The following is a 20,732-nucleotide window of genomic DNA, read 5'->3' as shown; positions in this document are numbered from 1 at the left end:
TTTTCTAGTGCAAGTTAATCTGAGCGACACTCGTTATTATAATGTGGCTACGCTCAGCCTTTTTAATGTATTTGTAATTGCTTCTTCTATTGCTGGAAGCTTAAATGGTTTGGCTATAAACATATCCATGCCCGCTTGTTTACAGCTTAGTTTATCTTGGGAAGAAGCATTAGCCGTCAGAGCGACGATATATGTGCTTTTGGGGCTACAAATGTTATTAGATCTTAATTGTTTGGTAGCCTCAAAACCATCAAGTATTGGCATAATACAATCCATAAAAATAAGATCGTAATGCTTTTGTTTGCACTTTAAAATTGCGTCTTGGCCGTCTATGGAAAAGTCTGATTTTATATTAAACTTATCCAGCGCAGCTTCTAATACAAGGCGGTTTATTTCGTTATCATCAACCACCAGTACTGATAATTTGGCACCATGATTATTAATCAATTTAAGACTCGGTGTCTGTATTTGTTGTTTGCCAAGTTCAATCGGGATAGTTAAGGTAAAACACGTACCCACATTAACCTCACTCGTTACTTCAATTTTGCCATTCATAAAACCAACGAGTTCTTTAACAATTGCTAAACCTAATCCGGTGCCGCCTTTATTGTTGTTAGCATCAACTTCTTGGGTAAAAGGCTTAAATAATGAGTTTAAATACGCTTTACTCATGCCGCGACCCGTGTCGGTTATTTTAATGGTAAGTAAAGGGTGTTTTGTGTCTAATGCTAATTGCGAATAGAGAGAAACAGATCCATGCTCTGTAAATTTTAACGCGTTACTTAGTAAATTAGAGACAATTTGGCTTAATCGAGAGGTGTCGCAGTATACCCAAACATCATTAGGAATGAGATTAGTGGCTAGCAGTTCAATGTGTTTATTACTAAACAATACCGAATATAAAGAAACCAAATCGGTAAATACCGTTTTAAGTAGAGAGTGGTGAGGCTCCAGTTTTAACTCACCATGATTTATTTTTGAAAAATCGAGTACTTCATTAATAATACTTAATAAAATGTCAGCACTTCGAAGGGCGACTTTAATTTTTTCTGCCCGCTTGTCATAATCGTGTTCATCAATGAGAGTCGCTAACATTCCCGTAATACCATTAAGCGGGGTTCTAAGCTCATGACTAATTTTGGCAAACAGCATACTACGGTCTTGGAGGAGTTGTTCTGCAAGTGCTTTTTTTTGTTTTAACTCTTCGCGTAACTTAACGGCTTCAGTTATATCTTGAAAAGTACCAAATAATCGCACACATTTGCCGTTGTTAAACTCGGCCTCTCCAAAAGTCGACACCCAAATATTTTGCTGCTTTGCGGTAACTATTTCCAGCTCTAAATGCCATTTTTCACCCTTAGATACCGCATTTTCTACCGCTTTATTAATGCTATCTCGACTTTTACCCGCTTTATAAAATTCAATGGCTGTTTCCATGTTTGGAGTATAGCCTTCTTCGGCTTGATGAATACGTCGAGTTTGCTGGCTCCAAAAAATGCTATTGTCTATTAGGTCGACTTCCCATGTGCCTATATTTGCAACGCTTTCAAGTTTCAATAAGGTGTCACTATTTTTAGTGAGATTAACTTTATCCTGATTGCGCGCAAATTCTGAGCCCAACCACTGAGCTAATAATTCAATATAATCATAAGCTTCATCGCTAAAAGGGGCGCATTCTTGAGCTGATGAAAAGTTAACAGTTCCAAATACGTCAGTACCTATTCGTATAGGCGCTCCAATATACGCCTCCAATTGGAAATTAATATAGCAAGGATGATTTGCAATACTACTTTGCGACGCATTATGAAACGCCAGTGCAGAGTTGGCCAACAAAGTATGTGTACAATAGGTGCCGTTTAACTCAAACTCAGTACCAATAGCAAGAGAATTGTCAGGGGTAATAGCATGTAAAACAGTGTAAGAATTATTTTTTACGCGGCTGATAATAGCCAAATCGAGCTGAAAAACATCGAGCCCAAAAGCAAGTAAGTCTGCAATTTTTTGATCAAAGCTTAGCTGCTGATCTGAGACTATATTATGAAAGCATCGAAGAAAATTCACAAAAACCCTTAATTTATTTGGTGTGTACACAAAATTTAATGCAAAAAACACGCCTAAATTTAATCTGTTTTTTTGCAATAGGACGACGAACACATCGTTCTTTATTACATTACCCCGTTGGTTTAAAAATTAATAGCTGGAGTAAGCTGTAAATTCAAAGGTTATATCACTGTATACTTCTTATAGGTTGATTTTATAGCTTATGTTCATTTCTCACGCAACCTAGGGCTACCTAGGTAAGTTTTAGCTTCATTTATGCCCATTTGATAGCCTGAATTGAGTATAGCTCGATTTTTAGTGGTGCGGCCGACTTTAAACCCTGTTGGTGGCGCAATAATATTTATTTTGCAATCTGACGGAGCATTGTGCAAAAAATCAATACTGTCATTATAATTTTTAGAACGCTGTATGGCGGCCTCTGCAAGCGCAGGGCTCTGTTTATAGAGTTGTTTAGTTAACCACGGTACTTTGTTGTCTTTTTTACGATAGCCTAAAGGTTGGGAAAGGATAACTGTTATTTCTGATGCACCCATTTCATAGGCTTTTCTTACCGGAATAGAATCGGCAACGCCACCATCGGTCATTGCGATCCCGTTTATTGTTGGGTAATCCCGATAAGCGATTGGGATGGCGCAAGAGGCTTTTAATTGCTCAACCATTTCATTGCCCGTTGCTTGCAAATAGTGAGCTTTACCTGAATCTATTGCTGTTGCAACAATATAAAAATCGTAACGAGATTGCGAGAATTCGTCGGTATTCAAGGGGATTTCACGAACTGTTTCTTGCCACAGCCAATCTAAATCAAATAGATGGCCGCCTTTGATAAAACGTGCGAGATTAATAAATTCTGGCCTGCAGGAGTAATCGGTGATCACTTTGTAGTTGCGTGTTGGCTGCTTACATAAATAGGCTGCCACATTTGTAGCACCAGCTGATACTCCAAAATACCGATTAAAGGGTTGATATCCTTGCTCTAAAAACTCATCAAGCACACCTGCAGCAAAAATACCGCGCATTGCACCACCTTCAACGACTAACGTATGATTATTGTTCGTCATGCTCATTTCCATCCTTTGATAATACCTCATGCTAACAAGTGATTTGCGCATGTGCGAGTAACTTTTTATTGCGGCTCGCTACTTTTAAATTGCTTTCTGTAAGCGGAAGGTGAAATAGAGAAAGCGGCTAAAAACTGCTGTCGAAAGTTAACACTCGATGAAAACCCAGATTGATTAGCAATTCTATCTATATTGTGGTTACTTGTTTCTAATAGCTGCTGCGCGATGGTTAGACGTTGACTCAGCAGCCATTGTGTAAATGTAGTGCCCATTGCTTTTTTAAAAAGTCGAGAAAAATTACGGCGACTCATACTTGCTTTACTGGCGAGTTCATCGATTGTTAAAGGTTTAGTTAAATTTTTTAGTGCCCAAGTGATAGCCGGCTCTAAACGGTTACTATCGATGTGTCGAGGAATGGGTTTTTCTATGTACTGTACTTGTCCTCCACTGCGGTGAGGCGCCACAACCATGCGTCTGGCCACGCTGTTGGCAATATCTGCTCCGTGATCACGACGTAATAAATGCAGGCAACAATCAATTGCGGCAGCGGCGCCTGCTGAGGTAAAAACATTTCCTTCATCAATGTACAGTACATCGTTATCAAAGTTTACTTTTGGGTATTTTTTTGCGAAGTCGTTAGCCCATACCCAGTGGGTTGATGCTGTTTTGCCATCCAATATACCTGCTTCAGCAAGCACAAAAGCGCCTAAACATAAACCTACCATTCTTGCTCCACGAGCATGTGCACGGCGAAGTGCATTAAGTAAAGCTGTTGAGGCGGGTATATCAGGATCGCACCACGCGGGTACTATGACAGTATCAGCAGTTTCAAGTATTGACAGGTCTTGTTTTATTTCTATGGGAAAGCCAGAAAGTGTTGGCACCAGACCTACAGTTTCTGTACATACTGTAACTTTATATGGACGAGCGCCCACGCGGTCTAAGTCTTCACCAAAAATACTACACGGAATAGATAGGTGAAATAAACTGATATTGTTATAAGCAACAATCGCAACGGTATGTTCATAGAGTAATGTCATTTTGGCCTAATATCATCGACTACCGTCCTTTAGGACACTATTTGCAACCGACTATAAAGTATAAGCTGTCACGGTGCAAACGCAGCAACACGGCTGTCACAGCCGTGATAGCTTATAAACTTAAATTTAACTCGGTATTAAAGGATAAATTATGACGACGACACTTCGTGAACTTAATGGGCTTGACTCAACACCCGCTTCACTTAAAAACACCACACTTATATTTGTTGATTATCAAAATACTTATACACAAGGTGTTATGGAGTTAGAAGGGTGGCAAGATGCTCTTAATAATGCGGCAATTTTACTGGCTGATGCACGTGCTGCTGGTTCTAAAATTATTCATATTATGCATGATGGTGGTGAAGGCTCGCCTTACGATATTAATGCCGAAATAGGCCAAATACACTCAAGTGTCGCGCCAATTGCGGATGAAAAAGTTATCGTTAAAACAGCTCCCGATAGTTTTGTAGGAACAGACTTAGGCGAACAAGTAGATGTAATTGGTAATAATAAATTGATCATTGTTGGGTTTATGACCCACATGTGTGTGACATTTACAGCGCAAGGTGCATTTTTAAGAGGTAACCACGCAACGGTAGTCGCTGACGCATGCGCTACAAGGTCATTACAAACTTCAGTGGGTGATGTGTTGGCATCTGATCTACATAAAAGTGCCTTAGCAACCATTAATGACTTATATGGCGTGGTTATCCCAAGTGCTGATGACTTAAGCTAATAAATAAAAAATTTTAAGGGCAGTAATAGTGATATTACAGCCCTTAAAATCTAATGTGATTCTAGTTGGCTAAATGGCTTCAACCCACATAGTGCCTACTTCTTTTTTTACGACCTTAACATGTGTACCTGCAGAAAGTGGCTGTTTACTTTTTAACTTCCAACTAATTCCAGAGTAAAGATGCATTGTGAGACCGTTTTCATCAACATCGTCAGCTAAAACAAAATCAAGCTCAGCAAAGTCGCTTTGTACACCTTTTTTGTCCACATTGTTTTGCATACGCTTTAATGGTTTCCATAAAAATAGCGCAAACCCAGCTGTAATAAGTGTGTTACTCCACAATGCGGTAGTTAAAGAGTCATCTAACAAGTTAAAGTTCATCATTAAACCGCTAGTAAACAAAGACATACCTAAAAATAATAATATAAAGGTAGACATACCTAACACAGCCACTTCGATAATGAGCGCAAGCACACCTAAAATCATCAGTGCTTCAGGTAAGTTGTTAGTAATAAGCGTCATTATTTATCCTCAACAGATTAAAGTTTTTGCTTTTGATTTAGTGAGTTAATAATTGACATGCCTTGTGCAACTAATGAGCTTGCATCAGTGGCGCTATCGGGTAATAAAACAACAGACGACTCTTTCGCAATAGCTTCTTTAGCGGCAATGGCTTTGGTTGCTAAATCGAGTTGAATCGCTTTTTGGCCTTGCTCAGTATCTGCAGCTTCACCTACTTTACGCAGCGCATCAGCTTGCGCTTCTGCAACAGCAATAATAGCTTTAGCTTCACCCTCTGCGCGCAAGATTTGTTCAGCTTTTTCACCTTCAGCACCTAAAACTTGAGCCTGTTTTTTACCCTCGGCAACATTGATGTTTGCTTGACGATCACCCTCTGATTCTAAAATTTGCGCACGTTTAACACGTTCGGCTTTCATTTGCGCTTCCATCGCTTCCATCACGGATTGTGGTGGTACAATGTCTTTTATATTCAAAGTAACCCCCTATTTTTTACCAACTAACGAGTGAGTGAGTGAGTAATTCAGTAAAACTAACACTTTCCAACACCTCTATATAAAACTCCGATCTGGTAATATACCACTTTGATTACCAGTTTAACTTTTCTTTGCGCAGAATCCCTTCTGCGATATACATTCATCCCTGAATTTAATCTCAGTGTTAAACATACCTTTTGAGTGTGACTTGTTCCAACAAGTCATAGTAGCTTTGCAATTTAAAGGTTTAGCAAGGTTATTTAATAAAAATATTCACCACTGTGCAGTAGACGCATCCATACGTCTATTTATAAACCCAATTTATCCCTTACGCATTGCGTATACAAGTTCTACTGAGATCGTTATTGTAACTTTAATTATCGTTACCAGATAACAATAATTTAAGTGCAAAAATTTTTGGTCAGCGTTGTGAACACTAATTCACAATTACGCATTATAAATCCTTTATAAATATGCAGTTAACTATTCGCTACTCATTTCTCACGGTAAAATGATGCTCATTGTGTATTATTTACATTTAAAATCAGTAGGTTAGTATTGAGTTATAGTTTCAAAATAATTAGATCGAAATATGACAGAAAATCAATTACCAGTTCAATCTATTGAAGAGTTGAACAAAGAATTTAGATCATTTCCCGAGCCAGATTACACTTTGAAAATGCCCCGAAATGCCAAGGCTTACACAGTCATCGGTAATACTAAGGGATCTAACGAGCTGCATTTAATAAATGAAATAATAAGTAAAATCCCGACCGACAAAAAAGTATTCATTGTTAATGAACAGCCTTTTCAAGCAACTCCTAAATTCATTCAAGAAATCTATGGCAGTCGAATAGAAAGAGTTGTTTCTTTGGATGAACTTAATTTAGTCAAGGGCGGTATTATTAATTTGGACTGGACTATACCGTCACGCGTTAAAATGCTTTTGATGCTAATTGAAACTATCCGTGATGATTGTTTCGTTTTATTCGCAACTGGCTCTAATGCAAATGGGCAAGTAAAAGAGCGAATAAACTTGGTAGCTCATCTAAGCAATAAAATAGTTGTTTCTGTAAATAAACAAGATGATTGGTCTCTTTGTCCAGCTTATCACTTAGCTCATAATCCAGATATGCAGCAAGTACACTTCGCGCTGTGGGAAAAAATAAACTTAGACGATGGGTATAAATATAATTTCGCTATTTTGTCATGTGATGAAATGAAGAAAATCGATATCTCCTAAATATACCATTTATTGTTACTAGGTAACTAAAAATGAATTCAATGAACATTTTGAAGGACGTTAGTTGAACATATTATTTCTATGCACTGCTAATGTTCAGCGTAGCAAAACAGCACAAGAATTATTTCAAGCCATCAACACTAGCAATAACTACAAATCGGCTGGTTTGAGCAAAAAATATGTTGATAAAGCTGGCACAACTCTTTGCACTGAAGAGTTACTAAACTGGTCTGACAAAATTTATGTTTTTGAAGATTTACATATAGAAAGAATTACTCGGTACACATACAAAAAGCACCTTCATAAGATTACAAATCTAAAAATTGAAGACAAATATCAGTATTTTCAACGAGAGTTAGTATTGTTGCTGCTAAAAAAGTTTCCCAAATCAATTGAATTGAAAATCTGCACTTAAAGCGTAGGATATGACAACTTTTCGTTATGATGTTGAGCATCGTCTTCCCATATGAGGCGAACAACATGTTTACGTTTTGTCTGCGCATGAACAGAGGCGATCAATTCGACTGATTGGTGCTTCTCTAGACTTTCCATTGGAAACTTATCATTAAGTTCAGAATCAACAATTACATCATTTCCTTCTGGAAATTCAATTTTTACATTTCTAGCTGTAGCAGAGCCTTTGTTCCATATTTTTAAACGATATTTACTGCTGCCCAATTTAATGAAAGATGTCCCTAGGTCAGCTCTTTTTTCTCTTACTGCATCTTCATTTTCTTTTTCCAAAAGTAGGTTATTAAGCTTTTCTTGGCTTTCAACAAGCGTTTTTTGTTTCTTGTTAAAGCTAACTGTTTGCCAAGTTGCATAACTTGATAACAAAAATGCCAAACCAGCAATAATATCTCCAGCATCAATCGTCAAAGACATCACTTGAACCTTATATTTTTGTTACCAGAGAATGCTTTTTTAAGCGATTTACGAATTTCGTCAGTGAAATCTTTAGTAACCTCTTTCTTTATTTCTGAAAGGTGTTCGTCAATATTTTCGCTATTCTCGTGGATTAGCTCATCTTTATTAAATGCTCTCTCGCATGAAGCACAAGTCATTATCTGAATTGTTTCGTCTACACCTTCATCATATGAAAAATCAGGACATCCACACGTTGGGCACATTAATCTTATTGTTCTGCTATATTTTTCAGGGTTCATCCAATACCTCCAATCTAAATAAAGAGTTACCCCAGCGCTACCATCTTAGTTATCGCTATTAGAGCAATCAATGACAAGTAGAACCCCCATACTGAAAAAGATTTACATGCCTCTATTTGTAACTTATTCATATCGCCAGAAGGGTTTACTGAAAATAGATCAGCCTCTTTAAGCTTTTTTTTATGCACTTTTGAAATAAATTCGTTGTACGAATTTCTAAACGCTTTTTCTAAAGCTAAGTAGTAAGCATCCAATGCACCAAATACAAAGGTAGGGAGTAATGCTATCCATGCATATTCTGGCTTTCCTTTATCAGCTACAATTACTAACACTGCTGACACTAGAGTAACGCACCAAGCCTTACAACTGCCACTATTGGCAGACATTCTTTGAATCACATTTTGTATAATATTTAGATGAGCCTGAATTGATACTGATTCTGGTTCTATGTTGATATATTCATCAGGCATGTATTAATTCCTTTTATTCGCAATAGCTGAATTTATCCATCCACTAATATTGGCTGCAATATCAGCGTATGCAGTGATAGGACTTGGATCATAACAAGGAATTACAGAAGATAATCGACTTCCATCGTTGAAAGTAAAATTGTCAAAAGGATTAGCCCCCTTCCTCGATGTACCAGTTCTTGGACATCTGAGATTGTGAATATAAATACCTAGTAATGCTTTGCCGTCCGCCCAAGCTTTTTTGATTTCATACTCAACCCAAGGGCGTGTAGATGTATCGGAACCTATCAGAACAATGACACAGCGTTTGTATTTCATGTTATTGTCAATCCAAGTTTTGACTGCACTGTCACCCGTTCTTTTTAATCGCTCCCATTCATTAGGAGTGGTTGGCGAGTTCCCTTCAATTGAACCTATATTCCTAACTTGTTGAACGCGCATTACGTCATTATTAAAATGAAAACTGTAAAATACTGGTATTTTCGCCATGTTAATTGCCCTTTATAAATATTTAATCCATTTCCCTGAATCTGTCCCGGCCTCGAAAACGCCAACCTTGTCTAGTCCAGTCAGTTGATGTCTACCTTCATCTAAGCGCTTATATAATTGAAGATATTCATTCCCATACCAACTGCCGTTATCTTCCATTGTGGGGACAATTATTATGTTTTCATAACCCTTTAACTGATCAGCAACTCCAATCTCCCACGGACACCAACGAGAACGCGTTGAGTTGTTAGTTGCTAAAAATAAAAATAAATCACTTTCATTAATTTTATTTTTTATTTGATCTGCCGTAGCTTTGTTCGGTTCGCTCGGCATAGTTGAATCCTCCCAGTCTATGTAAAGCTCTAAGCCCTGTTCCTTAAGAAAAATTTGAAGTCCTTTTGCTAATTCTTGATCAAGATGACTATGGCATAAAAACGCAGTTTTTAACTTCTTGTCTGAAGCTTCGTTAAACGATTTTGCAATAGCAACACTACCTGACCGCTTGGCTGCCTGTTTAAGCTCTCTAATTTTTATTGTCATCGTTTTGCATCCTTTCAATACGAGCCTAAGCCATCACCTCTGCCTGTCTTAATATCGCCTCAACAGCTTCGGCTTGTTGATCAGGCGGATAGCCTGTGCGCTTAAGAATTTTTTTAATATTTCTACGCATTTTTGAGCGAAGATTAGGACGCTTTTCCCAATCCGGCTGCGAACTACTTCTAATTTCTTGAACTAGTGCTTTAGCAATTAAAACGATATCTTCGTCCTTCATTGCTTCCTTAGTCGTTTCATTTTCAAGGAGTGCATCATAGAAGGCTAATTCTTCTTTCGTTAACCCAATTTCTTCACCTCGGTCTGCTGATTCCCTAAGCTCTTTAGCCAACCTAATCAGCTCTTCAATTACTTGGCTTGTATGCACTGCTTTGTTTTTATATTTAGCGACAGAAGCTGACAACATATCCATGAACGATCTTTGGCTAGCTGCATTCTTGGCTGTTCTGACTCTTATCTCGTCTTCAATAAGCTTTTGCAGCATTTCAACGGCTAAATTCTTATGCTCCATTTTCTTAACGTCGTCTAAGAATTGATCATCTAAAATACTGATTTCAGGCTTGTTAAGCCCAGCAGATTTAAATACATCAACAACTTCACCCGTCACAATAGCTTTAGACACAACCTGTCTCAAGGCGTGTTGGACGGTATCTGCATCGAGCTTTTTCTTAGCCATAGTTGATTTTTTTATTGCTGCTCTAACCGTTTCAAAAAAAGCGACTTCTTCTTTGTAATCATTCGCTTCATCATGTGTACTGCACAAGCTAAAAGCCTTGCTTAAAGCCAAGGCAGCCCGGTCAAAGCGTTTCTTACCATCATCACCTTTAAGAACATGGTTCATCGCCCCAGCTAATAACTTGAGCGTACTTTTCTCGAAATCGGAGTAGTCAAAACCATGCATAATGCTACGGCATACATCTAGTTTCGTTTTAAATACTGACATTGCTTCGTCAATATCTACTGTTGGTCTGCCTTTACCATCATTAGCCGTATAATTTGCTAATGCATTTTTAAGGTCTTCTGCAATACCAAGATAATCAACAATTAGACCGCCTTCTTTATCCCTAAATACTCGATTAACACGAGCAATAGACTGCATGAGGTTGTGGCCTTTAAGTGGCTTGTCGATATACATGGTATTAAGGCAAGGTGCATCAAACCCGGTTAGCCACATGTCACAAACAATAATTAGCTTCAGATCACTATCAGGATCACGTACTCGCTCTGCGATTTTGCGCTGAATAGGCTTTTTATGAATATGCTTTTGGAAGGACTCTTTATCAGACGAGCTTCCCGTCATAATCACTTTCATTGAACCTTTAAGTGGATCGTCATCATGCCAATCTGGACGAAGTTTTCTTATGGCATCATAAACTTTCACACACGCTTCACGACTGATGCAAACCATCATTCCTTTACTGAGCATAACTTGCTCACGCTTTTCGAAATGCTGAATAAAGTCTGCTGCTAATGTCTCAATTCGTTTATCTTCAGTAACTAGGGCTTCGAGCGCAGCATTTTTTGACTTCAAGCGGCTTTGATCAAATTCATCATATCCATCTGTCGCATCATAAACTTCATCTTCGATATCTTCTTCATTCACTAGTGAACTAAGATCTATCTTAATTAAGCGGCTTTCGTAATATAACGGCTTGGTTGCTTCATCTTTTTGTGCTTGTTCGATATCGTAAATTGAAACGTAAGAACCGAATACATGCTGAGTATCTTTATCTTCTGTTTCTATTGGCGTGCCTGTAAAACCAATAAAGCCAGCATTAGGTAAAGCAGTACGAAGGTGATGGGCATAGCCGTATTTCATTTGACCTGTTTTTTGGTCAACTCTCGCTTTCATACCGTATTGAGAACGATGCGCTTCATCAGCACCAACAATAATATTATGGCGATTTGACAATGCCTTAAATTCCGTTTCACCTTTCTTTGGTTGAAACTTCTGCATTGTGGTGAAGAAAATACCACCCGCTGGCTTATTATTTAGATGCAGATGGATATCGTCTCTATCCATACACTGAATAGGCTTTTGCCTTAATAAATCTTCACTTGCTAAGAAGGTTTCAAAAAGCTGGTCATCGAGGTCGTTTCTATCAGTAACGATAACGATAGTAGGGTTTTCTAGTTCAGGCGTAGCCATTAGCTTCGCACTGTAATACACCATTGATAATGATTTACCAGAGCCTTGCGTATGCCAGAAAACACCACAACGCTGATCGCCATCAGGTCTTGTTGCCTTTACCGTATTTACTACTGCATCTCGAACACCGTGGAATTGGTGATAGCCAGCTTGTTTTTTAATAAATGAGTCTTTCGTTGCTTCATAGGTAACGAAGAATTGAAGGTAATCGAGCAGTAAATCTTTATCAAAGAAACCACGGATCATTACTTCAAGCTCTAGCATGGTCTCTGTATCGTCTTTTGAACCATCAATAGTACGCCAGTGCATGAATCGTTCACGATCTGCCGTTAGAGAGCCTATACGGGCCACTGTGCCATCAGAGATGATCATCGCCTCGTTACATACAAAGAGATCTTTAATCGTGTTCTTGTACGTTTGAAGCTGGTTATACGCTGCCCATACATCAGCATCTTCGTCTTTTGGATTCTTAAGCTCGATTACTGATATGGGTAAGCCATTAATGAATACCACTATATCAGGTCTGCGGTTATCTTTTTCACCGTGAGTTACACCATCGACAGAGTATTGCTGAACAGCTAACCAGTCGTTTTTATGTTTGTTTTTGAAGTCAATGAGGTAAACGCGATCACCAACAAGTTCGCCTTTGTCATTATGATATTCAACCTGAATGCCTTCGATTAATTGACGATGAAATGTTTTGTTAGCAACAGCAGTATTGGCGTGATACTGCCTTAACTTCGTTATGGCATCCTCACGAGCCGACTCAGGTATCCCTGAGTTAATGTCTTCTATTGCTTTTCTTAGTCTGCCTAATAGCATGACTTCACTAAGCGAATCACGCTCTGGTGATGCACTTGCTGGGTCTATTTTAGAGCCATGAAGGGTTTGATAGCCGATACTATCAAACCACTCCATGCATTCTGTTTCTAATTGATCTTCGTTTACCATTTTTACACCTTATTATTCTTTTTATTTCCCTGTGCATTAACTCGCTTCTTCGAGTAGTTCCTCTGCTTTTTGGATTGTGATCTTACCTGAGATTAAACGTGGTAGTAGTTTATCTCGGATTTTAGTTAATGTTTCTATTTGTGCTTCATTAGTACTAATTCTTTCAAGTATTGGCTTAATAGTCTCATTGTACTTATTTAATAATTTTTCATCTGGAAAAACGGTTTTTATTTCACCGAAGTCGGATTTTCTAAAAAACTCTCTGGCGCTCCCTGAAGCCATACCTAGTCTTGATTCAACCAAACTATCAAGTAAATATTTAATATAATATTGAGATAAAATGGACTCGGACTTGGCTCGAAAACACCACATGTTCTGATTTCTTAATGCTGGAAGTTGATGCTCAAATATTAATCCTCTGTCACCAATGCTGGCACCAACCATAACAAGGTGGTAATCAAAAGGCTTACAAAGATATTTTTCATGACTCATGGAAAATTCATTTGGTAAAAGTACATCGTCTGCTCTTTTTTTAACAATGCCTGATTCAAAGTTTTTTGTTCTTAAAACAAAAATCCCTTCATTTGAATAATCTTTACTTTTAAAGGCATACCCGTTAAGAATGTCAATTTGTGATTGCAAGGTATCAACCTCCCACCCCTTCGGAATCATCCCCAACTCCGACTCTTCAAACTCATTTGGGAACAAAGCTTGTATTTCAGGTGAAAGCCCGTCAAAAGGTAAACCTTCTGCGTTTGCTTTAACAGGATCGAAATCAACAAACCATGATTTAAAGATGCGTTGGGCGATCTTTTCTAATGTGGCGTTCATGGCGGTGTTGTTGGAGATTTTAGAATCAAGACAAGTAATTATTCTGACTATCTCATTTTGAGCTTCTAACTCAGGCAAAGGAATTTCGAATTTGCCAAAATCTGTTTTATTCAAAATTGGCATCGTGGTGCCGCCTGCTGCATTCTTCAACTCATTTTTTAAAGGTAGAAGCGCATAATAAACATATTCTGGATTATGATTTTCGGTATCTACTATAATCGAGTTAATTTGTTGATTTGTAACAGCGTCAGATTTTATCAGCGCGACCTTCCCCATGTCTGAGCCTATGCAAGAAACAAGTACTGAATTAGCTGGAACAACATTCTTTTTAACAGAATCAACACCAACAGAACTAAGTTCTCGTTCAGTTGAGGTTACATATTTTCTTGAGTCTAAGTCTCTAGGCGTTACAAATAAAGTTCCAGCACCAAAGGCTCCATCTACCTTGGATGAAGGAGTTTTCCCTGTGATAATTTTTCCACAATCACTTAAGGGTCGCAGGGGGACTTCATACATCATACCCAACCTCCTTCAAAGAGGCTTTAATCTCAACATCAAGTTTAACTGACTTAACTATTTGACCAGACAAAGCTTCTGTTAATAATGCCATTTCTTCTTCAAATTCGGCTTCATCTTCTTCAACTTCAGCAGCACCGACATAACGGCCCGGTGATAAGTTATAACCTTGAGCTGCAATTTCTGATTTATCTACAGCTTTACAAAAACCCGGAATGCATTCGTAGGTTTTATCAGTTTCTCCTGTTTCAGCCCACGCATGGTAGGTTTCTGCAATATCCTTAATATCACTATCATCAAAAACGCGTTGTGCTGCCGTTTCCAACCGACCTTTGTGTCGTGCATCAATGAATAGTGTTTTGCCTTTATGCTTCTTATTTTTATTTAAGAAGAATAAGCATGATGGGATCTGAGTATTAATAAAAAGTTTTGGCGGCAAAGCGACCATACACTCAACTAAATCATCTTCTACGATACCAGCACGAATAACGTTTTCATTGTTATTGTTAGAAGTCATAGCGCCATTAGCCATAACGATACCCGCTTTACCAGTATCATTTAAATGGTGGATCATATGTTGAATCCATGCATAGTTGGCATTGCCGTTAGATGGCTCACCATATTTCCAACGAACATCGCCACGAACTTTCTCCGCGCCCCAATCATCTTGGTTGAACGGTGGATTCGCCATACAATAATCGGCTCTTAAATCTTTGTGTAAGTCGTTTAGAAGGGTATCACCGTTTGATTCGCCTAAGTCGAAGTCGATACCACGGATGATCAAGTTCATCGCAGCCAGCTTCCAAGTGGTGTGTGTGTATTCCTGACCGTATACTGAAATATCACCGCGTTGACCACCATGCGATTCCATGAACTTTTCAGACCATACAACCATACCAGCCGAACCGATAGCTGGCTCATATAACTGGCCTTTATGTGGTGCGACTATCTCAACAAGTACTTTCACGATTGAGTCAACGGTATAGAACGCACCAGCGCCTTTACCTTCTGCTAATGCAAACTTACCTAAAAAGTACTCGTAAGCTTGACCTAGCACGTCAGCCGCTTTGTGATCTTTGCTGTTGAAGCCAATTTTTGAGAATAACTCGATTAACTCACCGAATTTGGCAGGAGGAAGCTTTAATAGACTGAAACCTCTGTATAATAAGCCCTTTACCTTAGGATTTGCTTTTTCGATTTCACCCATAGCTTCATCAAGAATTTTAGCAATGTTGGTATCTTTAGCTTGCTTGGCGACATGTTCCCAGCGAGCATTTTCAGGGACCCAAAATACGTTTTCAGCGTTGTATTCATCACGATCATTAATGATGGCTAGACGGTCTTCTTCATCTTCTTCGTAATAATCTTCATTATTTGGATCTGCTGTCCACTGCTTTAAGTTTTCTTGCATTTCAACGAAAGAATCTGAAACGTATTTTAAGAAAAGAAGACCTAAAACGGGGTGCTTGTATTCGCCCGGTTCTAATGCACCGCGCAGTTTAACGGCTGATTGCCAGAGCATTTCGAAGAAATCTTTACCGCCTATATTTTTTACCATAAGAAACTTTACCTTTTGTTTGTGCTATGACATTAAATCCGATTTAATCTTATTAAGTCACAGTAACTTAAATTCTTTTTTACTGCCAATTACATTACAAAATTAAGCTTGTTATGTCAAGTAATGTTATGTAACATAGAAAATGTATTTAATAAAATTAATAATATTGGAAATCTTATTATGGCTGTTGGTAAATCAGGTCGCGTAGTTGTCGAAATTGACCCTGAACTAAAAGAGCAATTGCATAAAGCAATAAAGATGCAGGGCAAGACTTTAAAAGAGTGGTTTGAAGAAAAGGTTAAGCAAGACTTTCCAAATTTAAAGTCGAGTACAGATAAAGAGTAAAACTATCTCGGAATTAAATGTTACGTGGTAACAATAATTTCAATTCAGAAACTTTTATAAGTATGAATAAATTCAATTAATGGCTAGGGCTGTATAAAATCCATAGCAAAATTGAAGCTTGGCTCCAAAGGCCAAGCGAGGAATGATAATAACATTTAATGTTACCACCTAACGTTAATTGTTATTGAAAGCCTGTGCTAATGTTATGACTATTCAAAAACTTTATAGTTTCTTTATACTCTTCAGCAGAAATCATAACAGCAACACGTTTACCATCTTCTACAATTTGAACATGCCCATCGTGTATTTTAGATAGCGTGTCATCAAAATCATCTTCCACATTTTTAACATCTAAGGTCTGCATGTGTCCTCCCTCTATTAATGTTAGCTGGTAACGTTTAATTTATCTTTTTCTCACTACTATCAATCTCAACATCAACACGCATAAATACTTTACCATCCACAATAGTTGTTTCACCTAGCTCCAATTCTTCTAACTCTTCAGGAAGTCGTGGCATTACTACTGACGAAAGTGACTTATTTTTTAAATCTTCTCTATCTCTTCTAGCCATATAATTAACTCACTTTATTAATAGTTTCATTTACTTTTTCAGCCGATTGCTGCGGCAAAGCGACAACTGCATCACAATTATTGCAAACAGCTACTAGTAGATTCTCTACTATAGCTGAATTATCACTTAGTGCTACGTCACGTATCATAAATGTAGTCTCAACAACACATTGGCATTCATGACATATTGCTTTGCTTTTATCACCAGCTTTAACAGTTTTCATAATTACTCAAATTATTTTTTGTTACATGGTAACGTTAATTTACACTTAAACTATTCAGTTCAGATTTAAGCTTTTGAATCGCTCTAATCTTATTAAACGACTGATACTTTTCATTATTGTAGCTAACAGTTGTGCCTGTTGACTTGTGAATTACAGCCACACCTTTTCTTGCGCTGCCAACAGTATCGTGTGGTGACGGACATGTATCAAACTGTAAATCATCTACTTTCACATTCATTGATTTCAGTAAGCTTAAATACTCCATTTCATCGGTATCACAATTAATGTGACCTTCACAGCGAAAGAAGATAGCTTTTCTGATGTGACCGGGCTTACTATCTAAGGGCGGAGTAATAATTTCTGTTCGGGTGTCAATATGTTTATTGTGACAAGCAGAGCATTCTTCGTCTTCAAAATTTATCACTTTTTATTACTCCGCAGTTGTAGCATTTCATTTATTTTCATTGACGCAGCATTAAGATTACTAACTTGCAATGAATCACAGATGCTTCGTATTAATTTGTAATCATTTTCTAATTGAAATGGCAAGTCATTCCATGTCTTAGCATTTAAAGAGTCCTTCAGGACTTTAAGTTCTAGATAAGCATCCTCTCTAAATTCAATTTGCCTCGACCAACGATTATTTTTTTTGTACGACTGCTGCCTTAAACGACTGTTATATCGCTTCCAAAGTCGATCTGGAATCTTGTTGATGACTGATTGAAATTCTTCGATGTCTTCGTCTTTTATAACAGGTATATCACCTTTGAAATTTTCAATCATCTCTTGAGCTTCTGAGTCATTCTTAGACGAATCTTTAATGGATTCTATTTTTTGATCTAAATCTGTAGCGCTCTTTAAGAAATTGGTCTTATTAGCGGTTTTTCCCGAAAGCTTTTTATGCATATCAATTAGAAAAGAAGTGAAGAATTCTTCTTCTTGATAAGTATCTAACAAGCCAAATAACTTTCTGAAATAATCTGGATTACGATAAAAATCCATTACAATCTGGATGATTTTATCTTCACTCATCTGGCGTGATGGGCGACCACGTTTGCTACTACTCATGAGTATTCCTTTTTTGAAATTTACAAAAGCATTATAGTCCATTATTTATTGTTACCAAGTAACAACAATTTAATTTTTTAACAGATTTAAAAGATAGCTATTTCTGGAGTGTGACTTACTTGGCTCTTTTACGTGATTCTTGAATACATCTGAAGTGCAAACAATGTGAACTTCCGCCTCAGCACGTGTGATTGCCGTATAAAGCCAAGCCCTGTCTGCAACGGTTCCAATACTAGGCAATGCAATAATGACTCTTTTAAATTGTGAACCCTGAGCTTTATGCAACGTTATCGCATACCCCAGATTCATGCATTCAAAAATAGTGTCATCTATTTTAATTTGACTATTAGTGTCTAGTGTAACTTCACCGTAATATCCATCTTGTGATTGAACGCTTGTTAAAGTGCCCAGTGTACCGTTCCTGATGCCTTTATCGTAATGGTTCTTATCAAACATGATCTCATCATTACGTCTAAATTTTACGAATTGAAATTGACCACTTAAATTGACTTGCAATAGGTCTGCGTCTGGATTAACAAATTCCTGAACCTTGTCATTAATCTCTTTAACTAGTGCTTTTTGAGGTGCGATAATACGACTATCAAAAGGGGCTTGTGCGAATAATTCACTACAGGCATCAATAATATCTTTGTCTTGTGTTTCATGAAAATATATACCACCAACACTCAAATTTTCTGGGACAATTCCTTGGTTTATTAATACTGAATACTCTGGTATTCCAGTGCTTGCTTCCTGACGTTTCGGGATGTCTAATTTTGTATTTGCTATCGCCTCAGAATCAACAATATCAGCTAATACTTTACCAGCTCCAATGGGCGGCAATTGATCGGGATCACCCGTAAAAATAATGCGAACACTGGGTGCAATATGGGTTACGATACGATACATTGTTGGTATATCAATCATTGACGCTTCATCAATTACGAGAACATGTTTTTGTGATGCTAAATCGGTTTGAATTGGTGTGCTGTATAAAAATTTTGCAATTGTTGAAGTTTCAAAACCAATAGATTCGTGAAGTCGCATAGCGGCTCTGCCAGATAGCGCTACTGCATGTATATCAAAGTCTAACTGATGATAAGCTCTAAGCACTGCTCTTAATACAGTGGTTTTTCCCGTCCCAGCTCCGCCAGTAATGCAACTCACTGCATTATCAAGACATGCGGTGATCGCTTCAGATTGCATTTTGGTTAATGGGTAAGGTATTTCGTCAACAGCAGAGCAATATGCATTATTTGCATTTTCGTCATAGAGATTATTTTCTTTTGCTAACAGCTTGAGTCTTTTAGCAACAACGTTCTCCATGAGAAGCTGAGCGGTAGGATGATAGTAGCCAGCCTCTGGGTTTAAGACATATTGAGCATTGCTGTATCCGGCTCTAAAGGTTGCTGACACTAACTCTTTGTCATCGTTAAACAGCCTCATAAGAGTAGGTCTAAGCTCTTTTTGAGTCGTAAACGTATCGCCAGCCTTGATTCTTTTTCTTAATGCAAATTCGAGTGCGGCACTAAGTCTTCTGTGATCGTAATCTGTTATTTCAGATTTGAAGTTACTATTTGAGACAAGATGATCAACCTCTTGAAATGTCATACCAAATGATACAAGGATATAAGGATTTTTCTTTATCGCTGTAATCGCTTTTTCATCATGATATTTGAGTAAACGATGTTGAATTTTCCTTGGGATTTTATGATCGGACATCCAGTTGCAGTGGGCGAGATTTTTATATTTTGCGTATCCTGAGAATAAAATATTGATAGAATGCTCGGTTAGTTCACTTTGATTAGACTTCCTAAATCGCTCTCTGAGCTGCTCTCTCGATTTCAAGTTATCATTGGATAGAATCTTGTGAAAATCCCTCCCCAGCGCTATACAGAGCTTTCTAGCTTTATCAGGGCCAATACCTTGAAACTCTTTTTCATTTGCAATGAAATTAATCAGTTCTTCATTAGATGAAGGCAAGCTACATTCAATATGCTCAAAAGATTTGTAGACATGCTCTTGAATGACGTATCCATCATTATCCTGCTCTTGAATTTTTCTAGGTCCAGTCACTTTCCAGTGTTGCCCTAAAGCTGGTGAAACTGGAAGTAACTCAGCAGAGGATTTAATGGTCACATAATATTTACCATCGTTAATGCTAAATGATTTTTTATCAATTGGTACACCGCAGAAAATGGCATAATTAGGTGTACTGTATTTGATGCTTGTTACTCGCAAATGCTCTTCATGTATTGCTTCAATCATCGTGGCATAAATCCCATATCTGCCATTGCTTCGGATAACTCTGTATATCGCTGAAGTTGAGACTCAAGCGCTGAAACTCTTGCTTTTAGTTCAAGGTTTTCAGCTTCTAGCTCTGACAAGTGCTTAGCATCAACATCATTCCTTTTGGTCTTGTGTTCTTTTGGATTGTCAGAGTTTTTTTCTGTTGAAGGACTTAAAAGAGGCAGTATTCCGCGCTCTCTTAAGTCTTCTTCTAGGTTCTTAAGGGATTCTTTTACTAATGGGTTTTGACGAAAAACGGCAGTCTGAGAGCCTATTGCTTTAGCCATATCTTTACGAGAAAGCTGGCCTCGATATATTATTTGCCTGAAATCATCATCTGATAGAGTCTGTTTCCAAGATTCAAAAGCGTTGAAATAGTACTCTTTTAGCTGTTGTCCGTTCATACCAGTGGTCATG

The 20,732-nt window shown here is 37.8% G+C and carries 23 protein-coding genes and 1 pseudogene; 4 read left to right on the top strand and 20 right to left on the bottom strand.

From position 1 onward, the window contains the following. Positions 1-36: 36 nt before the first annotated feature. The 3 genes from A9479_RS12240 to A9479_RS12230 form a co-directional block, all read right to left on the bottom strand. Positions 37-2,061 carry an ATP-binding protein gene (locus A9479_RS12240; RefSeq protein ID WP_064663555.1) on the bottom strand — a complete coding sequence of 675 codons (2,025 nt, stop codon included), beginning with the start codon at positions 2,059-2,061 and terminating at the stop codon, positions 37-39. Between the two features lie 206 nt (positions 2,062-2,267). Beyond that, positions 2,268-3,125: a patatin family protein gene (locus tag A9479_RS12235; RefSeq protein WP_082918331.1), complete on the bottom strand. Its 858-nt coding sequence runs from the start codon at positions 3,123-3,125 to the stop codon at positions 2,268-2,270. Positions 3,126-3,184: 59 nt separating this feature from the next. Next, entirely contained in the window at positions 3,185-4,159 is a 975-nt protein-coding gene (locus tag A9479_RS12230) for a GlxA family transcriptional regulator (protein ID WP_064663554.1), read from the bottom strand. 151 nt (positions 4,160-4,310) lie between these two features. On the opposite strand from A9479_RS12230, the gene A9479_RS12225 reads away from it, so the two are divergent. Beyond that, positions 4,311-4,898 carry a cysteine hydrolase family protein gene (locus tag A9479_RS12225; protein ID WP_064663553.1) on the top strand — a complete coding sequence of 196 codons (588 nt, stop codon included), beginning with the start codon at positions 4,311-4,313 and terminating at the stop codon, positions 4,896-4,898. A 69-nt stretch (positions 4,899-4,967) separates the two neighbouring features. Here A9479_RS12225 and A9479_RS12220 read toward each other — a convergent pair whose 3' ends face one another. Together A9479_RS12220 and A9479_RS12215 are read right to left on the bottom strand one after the other, a co-directional pair. Continuing rightward, positions 4,968-5,420: an NfeD family protein gene (locus A9479_RS12220; protein WP_036983833.1), complete on the bottom strand. Its 453-nt coding sequence runs from the start codon at positions 5,418-5,420 to the stop codon at positions 4,968-4,970. 17 nt (positions 5,421-5,437) lie between these two features. Next, positions 5,438-5,887: pseudogene (locus A9479_RS12215) on the bottom strand (band-7 C-terminal domain-containing protein); the annotation flags it as partial. 598 nt (positions 5,888-6,485) lie between these two features. Between A9479_RS12215 and A9479_RS12210 the strand changes: the two are divergent. Together A9479_RS12210 and A9479_RS12205 are read left to right on the top strand one after the other, a co-directional pair. After that, positions 6,486-7,136, top strand: a complete 651-nt coding sequence (locus A9479_RS12210) for a hypothetical protein (protein ID WP_064663552.1) — start codon at positions 6,486-6,488, stop codon at positions 7,134-7,136. Between the two features lie 64 nt (positions 7,137-7,200). Then, the gene (locus tag A9479_RS12205) at positions 7,201-7,551 is read left to right on the top strand and encodes a hypothetical protein (protein ID WP_064663551.1); all 351 of its coding nucleotides are present in this window, start codon (positions 7,201-7,203) and stop codon (positions 7,549-7,551) included. On the opposite strand, the gene A9479_RS12200 is transcribed toward A9479_RS12205, so the two are convergent. From A9479_RS12200 to A9479_RS12165, 8 genes are read right to left on the bottom strand one after another with little or no spacing between them, the layout of a single operon-like run. Beyond that, entirely contained in the window at positions 7,548-8,021 is a 474-nt protein-coding gene (locus A9479_RS12200) for a hypothetical protein (RefSeq protein WP_064663550.1), read from the bottom strand. The two genes, A9479_RS12205 and A9479_RS12200, sit on opposite strands and share 4 nt — an antisense overlap. After that, entirely contained in the window at positions 8,021-8,302 is a 282-nt protein-coding gene (locus A9479_RS20105) for a hypothetical protein (RefSeq protein WP_064663549.1), read from the bottom strand. The genes A9479_RS12200 and A9479_RS20105 overlap by 1 nt, the downstream gene beginning before the upstream one ends. A 26-nt stretch (positions 8,303-8,328) precedes the next feature. Continuing rightward, positions 8,329-8,772, bottom strand: a complete 444-nt coding sequence (locus tag A9479_RS12190; protein WP_064663548.1) for a hypothetical protein — start codon at positions 8,770-8,772, stop codon at positions 8,329-8,331. Positions 8,773-8,775: 3 nt separating this feature from the next. Next, complete coding sequence (locus A9479_RS12185; protein WP_064663547.1) at positions 8,776-9,261, bottom strand: TIR domain-containing protein; 486 nt, start codon at positions 9,259-9,261, stop codon at positions 8,776-8,778. 12 nt (positions 9,262-9,273) lie between these two features. Beyond that, positions 9,274-9,801: a toll/interleukin-1 receptor domain-containing protein gene (locus A9479_RS12180; RefSeq protein ID WP_064663546.1), complete on the bottom strand. Its 528-nt coding sequence runs from the start codon at positions 9,799-9,801 to the stop codon at positions 9,274-9,276. A 25-nt stretch (positions 9,802-9,826) separates the two neighbouring features. Next, a complete protein-coding gene (locus tag A9479_RS12175) occupies positions 9,827-12,913 on the bottom strand; it encodes a type I restriction endonuclease subunit R (protein ID WP_064663545.1) in 3,087 nt (1,028 codons plus the stop codon). Between the two features lie 36 nt (positions 12,914-12,949). Further along, entirely contained in the window at positions 12,950-14,263 is a 1,314-nt protein-coding gene (locus A9479_RS12170; protein ID WP_064663544.1) for a restriction endonuclease subunit S, read from the bottom strand. Next, a complete protein-coding gene (locus A9479_RS12165) occupies positions 14,253-15,818 on the bottom strand; it encodes a type I restriction-modification system subunit M (RefSeq protein WP_064663543.1) in 1,566 nt (521 codons plus the stop codon). The genes A9479_RS12170 and A9479_RS12165 overlap by 11 nt, the downstream gene beginning before the upstream one ends. Before the next feature lie 180 nt (positions 15,819-15,998). Here A9479_RS12165 and A9479_RS19960 point away from each other — a divergent pair, with 180 nt between their 5' ends. Beyond that, positions 15,999-16,163 (top strand): hypothetical protein, encoded by a 165-nt coding sequence (locus A9479_RS19960; protein ID WP_197487254.1) that lies wholly within the window; start codon positions 15,999-16,001, stop codon positions 16,161-16,163. Between the two features lie 181 nt (positions 16,164-16,344). Here the strand turns inward: A9479_RS19960 and A9479_RS12155 are convergent, their stop codons facing one another. The 7 genes from A9479_RS12155 to A9479_RS12130 all read right to left on the bottom strand — a co-directional run bounded on the left by A9479_RS12155 (position 16,345) and on the right by A9479_RS12130 (position 20,731). Further along, positions 16,345-16,527, bottom strand: coding sequence for a hypothetical protein (locus tag A9479_RS12155; RefSeq protein ID WP_064663541.1), 183 nt, complete (start codon positions 16,525-16,527; stop codon positions 16,345-16,347). 34 nt (positions 16,528-16,561) lie between these two features. Then, positions 16,562-16,735: a hypothetical protein gene (locus tag A9479_RS19860; protein ID WP_156520095.1), complete on the bottom strand. Its 174-nt coding sequence runs from the start codon at positions 16,733-16,735 to the stop codon at positions 16,562-16,564. A 4-nt stretch (positions 16,736-16,739) separates the two neighbouring features. Then, positions 16,740-16,958, bottom strand: a complete 219-nt coding sequence (locus A9479_RS12150) for a hypothetical protein (protein ID WP_064663540.1) — start codon at positions 16,956-16,958, stop codon at positions 16,740-16,742. Between the two features lie 34 nt (positions 16,959-16,992). Continuing rightward, positions 16,993-17,382: a hypothetical protein gene (locus A9479_RS19855; RefSeq protein ID WP_064663539.1), complete on the bottom strand. Its 390-nt coding sequence runs from the start codon at positions 17,380-17,382 to the stop codon at positions 16,993-16,995. Beyond that, positions 17,379-18,026: a hypothetical protein gene (locus A9479_RS12140; RefSeq protein ID WP_064663538.1), complete on the bottom strand. Its 648-nt coding sequence runs from the start codon at positions 18,024-18,026 to the stop codon at positions 17,379-17,381. Before A9479_RS12140 ends, A9479_RS19855 begins: the two co-directional genes overlap by 4 nt. A gap of 69 nt (positions 18,027-18,095) precedes the next feature. Then, positions 18,096-20,294: an ATP-dependent RecD-like DNA helicase gene (locus A9479_RS12135; RefSeq protein WP_064663537.1), complete on the bottom strand. Its 2,199-nt coding sequence runs from the start codon at positions 20,292-20,294 to the stop codon at positions 18,096-18,098. Beyond that, entirely contained in the window at positions 20,291-20,731 is a 441-nt protein-coding gene (locus A9479_RS12130) for a VPA1267 family protein (RefSeq protein WP_231893564.1), read from the bottom strand. Before A9479_RS12130 ends, A9479_RS12135 begins: the two co-directional genes overlap by 4 nt. Between the last annotated feature and the right edge of the window lies 1 nt (position 20,732).

Origin of the sequence: Pseudoalteromonas sp. MQS005, from assembly GCF_001661605.1 — a bacterium.
GTDB lineage: Bacteria > Pseudomonadota > Gammaproteobacteria > Enterobacterales > Alteromonadaceae > Pseudoalteromonas > Pseudoalteromonas tetraodonis.
This window is presented reverse-complemented; position numbering and strand designations above follow the sequence as displayed.

What these genes read in the sequence shown, in the direction of transcription:
- A9479_RS12180 (WP_064663546.1), bottom strand. Translation starts at nt 9,801, where the DNA reads ATGACAATAAAAATTAGAGAGCTTAAACAGGCAGCCAAGCGGTCAGGT.
- A9479_RS12155 (WP_064663541.1), bottom strand. Translation starts at nt 16,527, where the DNA reads ATGCAGACCTTAGATGTTAAAAATGTGGAAGATGATTTTGATGACACG.
- A9479_RS12150 (WP_064663540.1), bottom strand. Translation starts at nt 16,958, where the DNA reads ATGAAAACTGTTAAAGCTGGTGATAAAAGCAAAGCAATATGTCATGAA.
- A9479_RS19960 (WP_197487254.1), top strand. Translation starts at nt 15,999, where the DNA reads ATGGCTGTTGGTAAATCAGGTCGCGTAGTTGTCGAAATTGACCCTGAA.
- A9479_RS12200 (WP_064663550.1), bottom strand. Translation starts at nt 8,021, where the DNA reads ATGTCTTTGACGATTGATGCTGGAGATATTATTGCTGGTTTGGCATTT.
- A9479_RS12165 (WP_064663543.1), bottom strand. Translation starts at nt 15,818, where the DNA reads ATGGTAAAAAATATAGGCGGTAAAGATTTCTTCGAAATGCTCTGGCAA.
- A9479_RS12235 (WP_082918331.1), bottom strand. Translation starts at nt 3,125, where the DNA reads ATGAGCATGACGAACAATAATCATACGTTAGTCGTTGAAGGTGGTGCA.
- A9479_RS12220 (WP_036983833.1), bottom strand. Translation starts at nt 5,420, where the DNA reads ATGACGCTTATTACTAACAACTTACCTGAAGCACTGATGATTTTAGGT.
- A9479_RS12135 (WP_064663537.1), bottom strand. Translation starts at nt 20,294, where the DNA reads ATGATTGAAGCAATACATGAAGAGCATTTGCGAGTAACAAGCATCAAA.
- A9479_RS12170 (WP_064663544.1), bottom strand. Translation starts at nt 14,263, where the DNA reads ATGATGTATGAAGTCCCCCTGCGACCCTTAAGTGATTGTGGAAAAATT.
- A9479_RS12190 (WP_064663548.1), bottom strand. Translation starts at nt 8,772, where the DNA reads ATGCCTGATGAATATATCAACATAGAACCAGAATCAGTATCAATTCAG.
- A9479_RS12175 (WP_064663545.1), bottom strand. Translation starts at nt 12,913, where the DNA reads ATGGTAAACGAAGATCAATTAGAAACAGAATGCATGGAGTGGTTTGAT.
- A9479_RS20105 (WP_064663549.1), bottom strand. Translation starts at nt 8,302, where the DNA reads ATGAACCCTGAAAAATATAGCAGAACAATAAGATTAATGTGCCCAACG.
- A9479_RS12185 (WP_064663547.1), bottom strand. Translation starts at nt 9,261, where the DNA reads ATGGCGAAAATACCAGTATTTTACAGTTTTCATTTTAATAATGACGTA.
- A9479_RS19860 (WP_156520095.1), bottom strand. Translation starts at nt 16,735, where the DNA reads ATGGCTAGAAGAGATAGAGAAGATTTAAAAAATAAGTCACTTTCGTCA.
- A9479_RS12230 (WP_064663554.1), bottom strand. Translation starts at nt 4,159, where the DNA reads ATGACATTACTCTATGAACATACCGTTGCGATTGTTGCTTATAACAAT.
- A9479_RS12210 (WP_064663552.1), top strand. Translation starts at nt 6,486, where the DNA reads ATGACAGAAAATCAATTACCAGTTCAATCTATTGAAGAGTTGAACAAA.
- A9479_RS12140 (WP_064663538.1), bottom strand. Translation starts at nt 18,026, where the DNA reads ATGAGTAGTAGCAAACGTGGTCGCCCATCACGCCAGATGAGTGAAGAT.
- A9479_RS12130 (WP_231893564.1), bottom strand. Translation starts at nt 20,731, where the DNA reads ATGACCACTGGTATGAACGGACAACAGCTAAAAGAGTACTATTTCAAC.
- A9479_RS12225 (WP_064663553.1), top strand. Translation starts at nt 4,311, where the DNA reads ATGACGACGACACTTCGTGAACTTAATGGGCTTGACTCAACACCCGCT.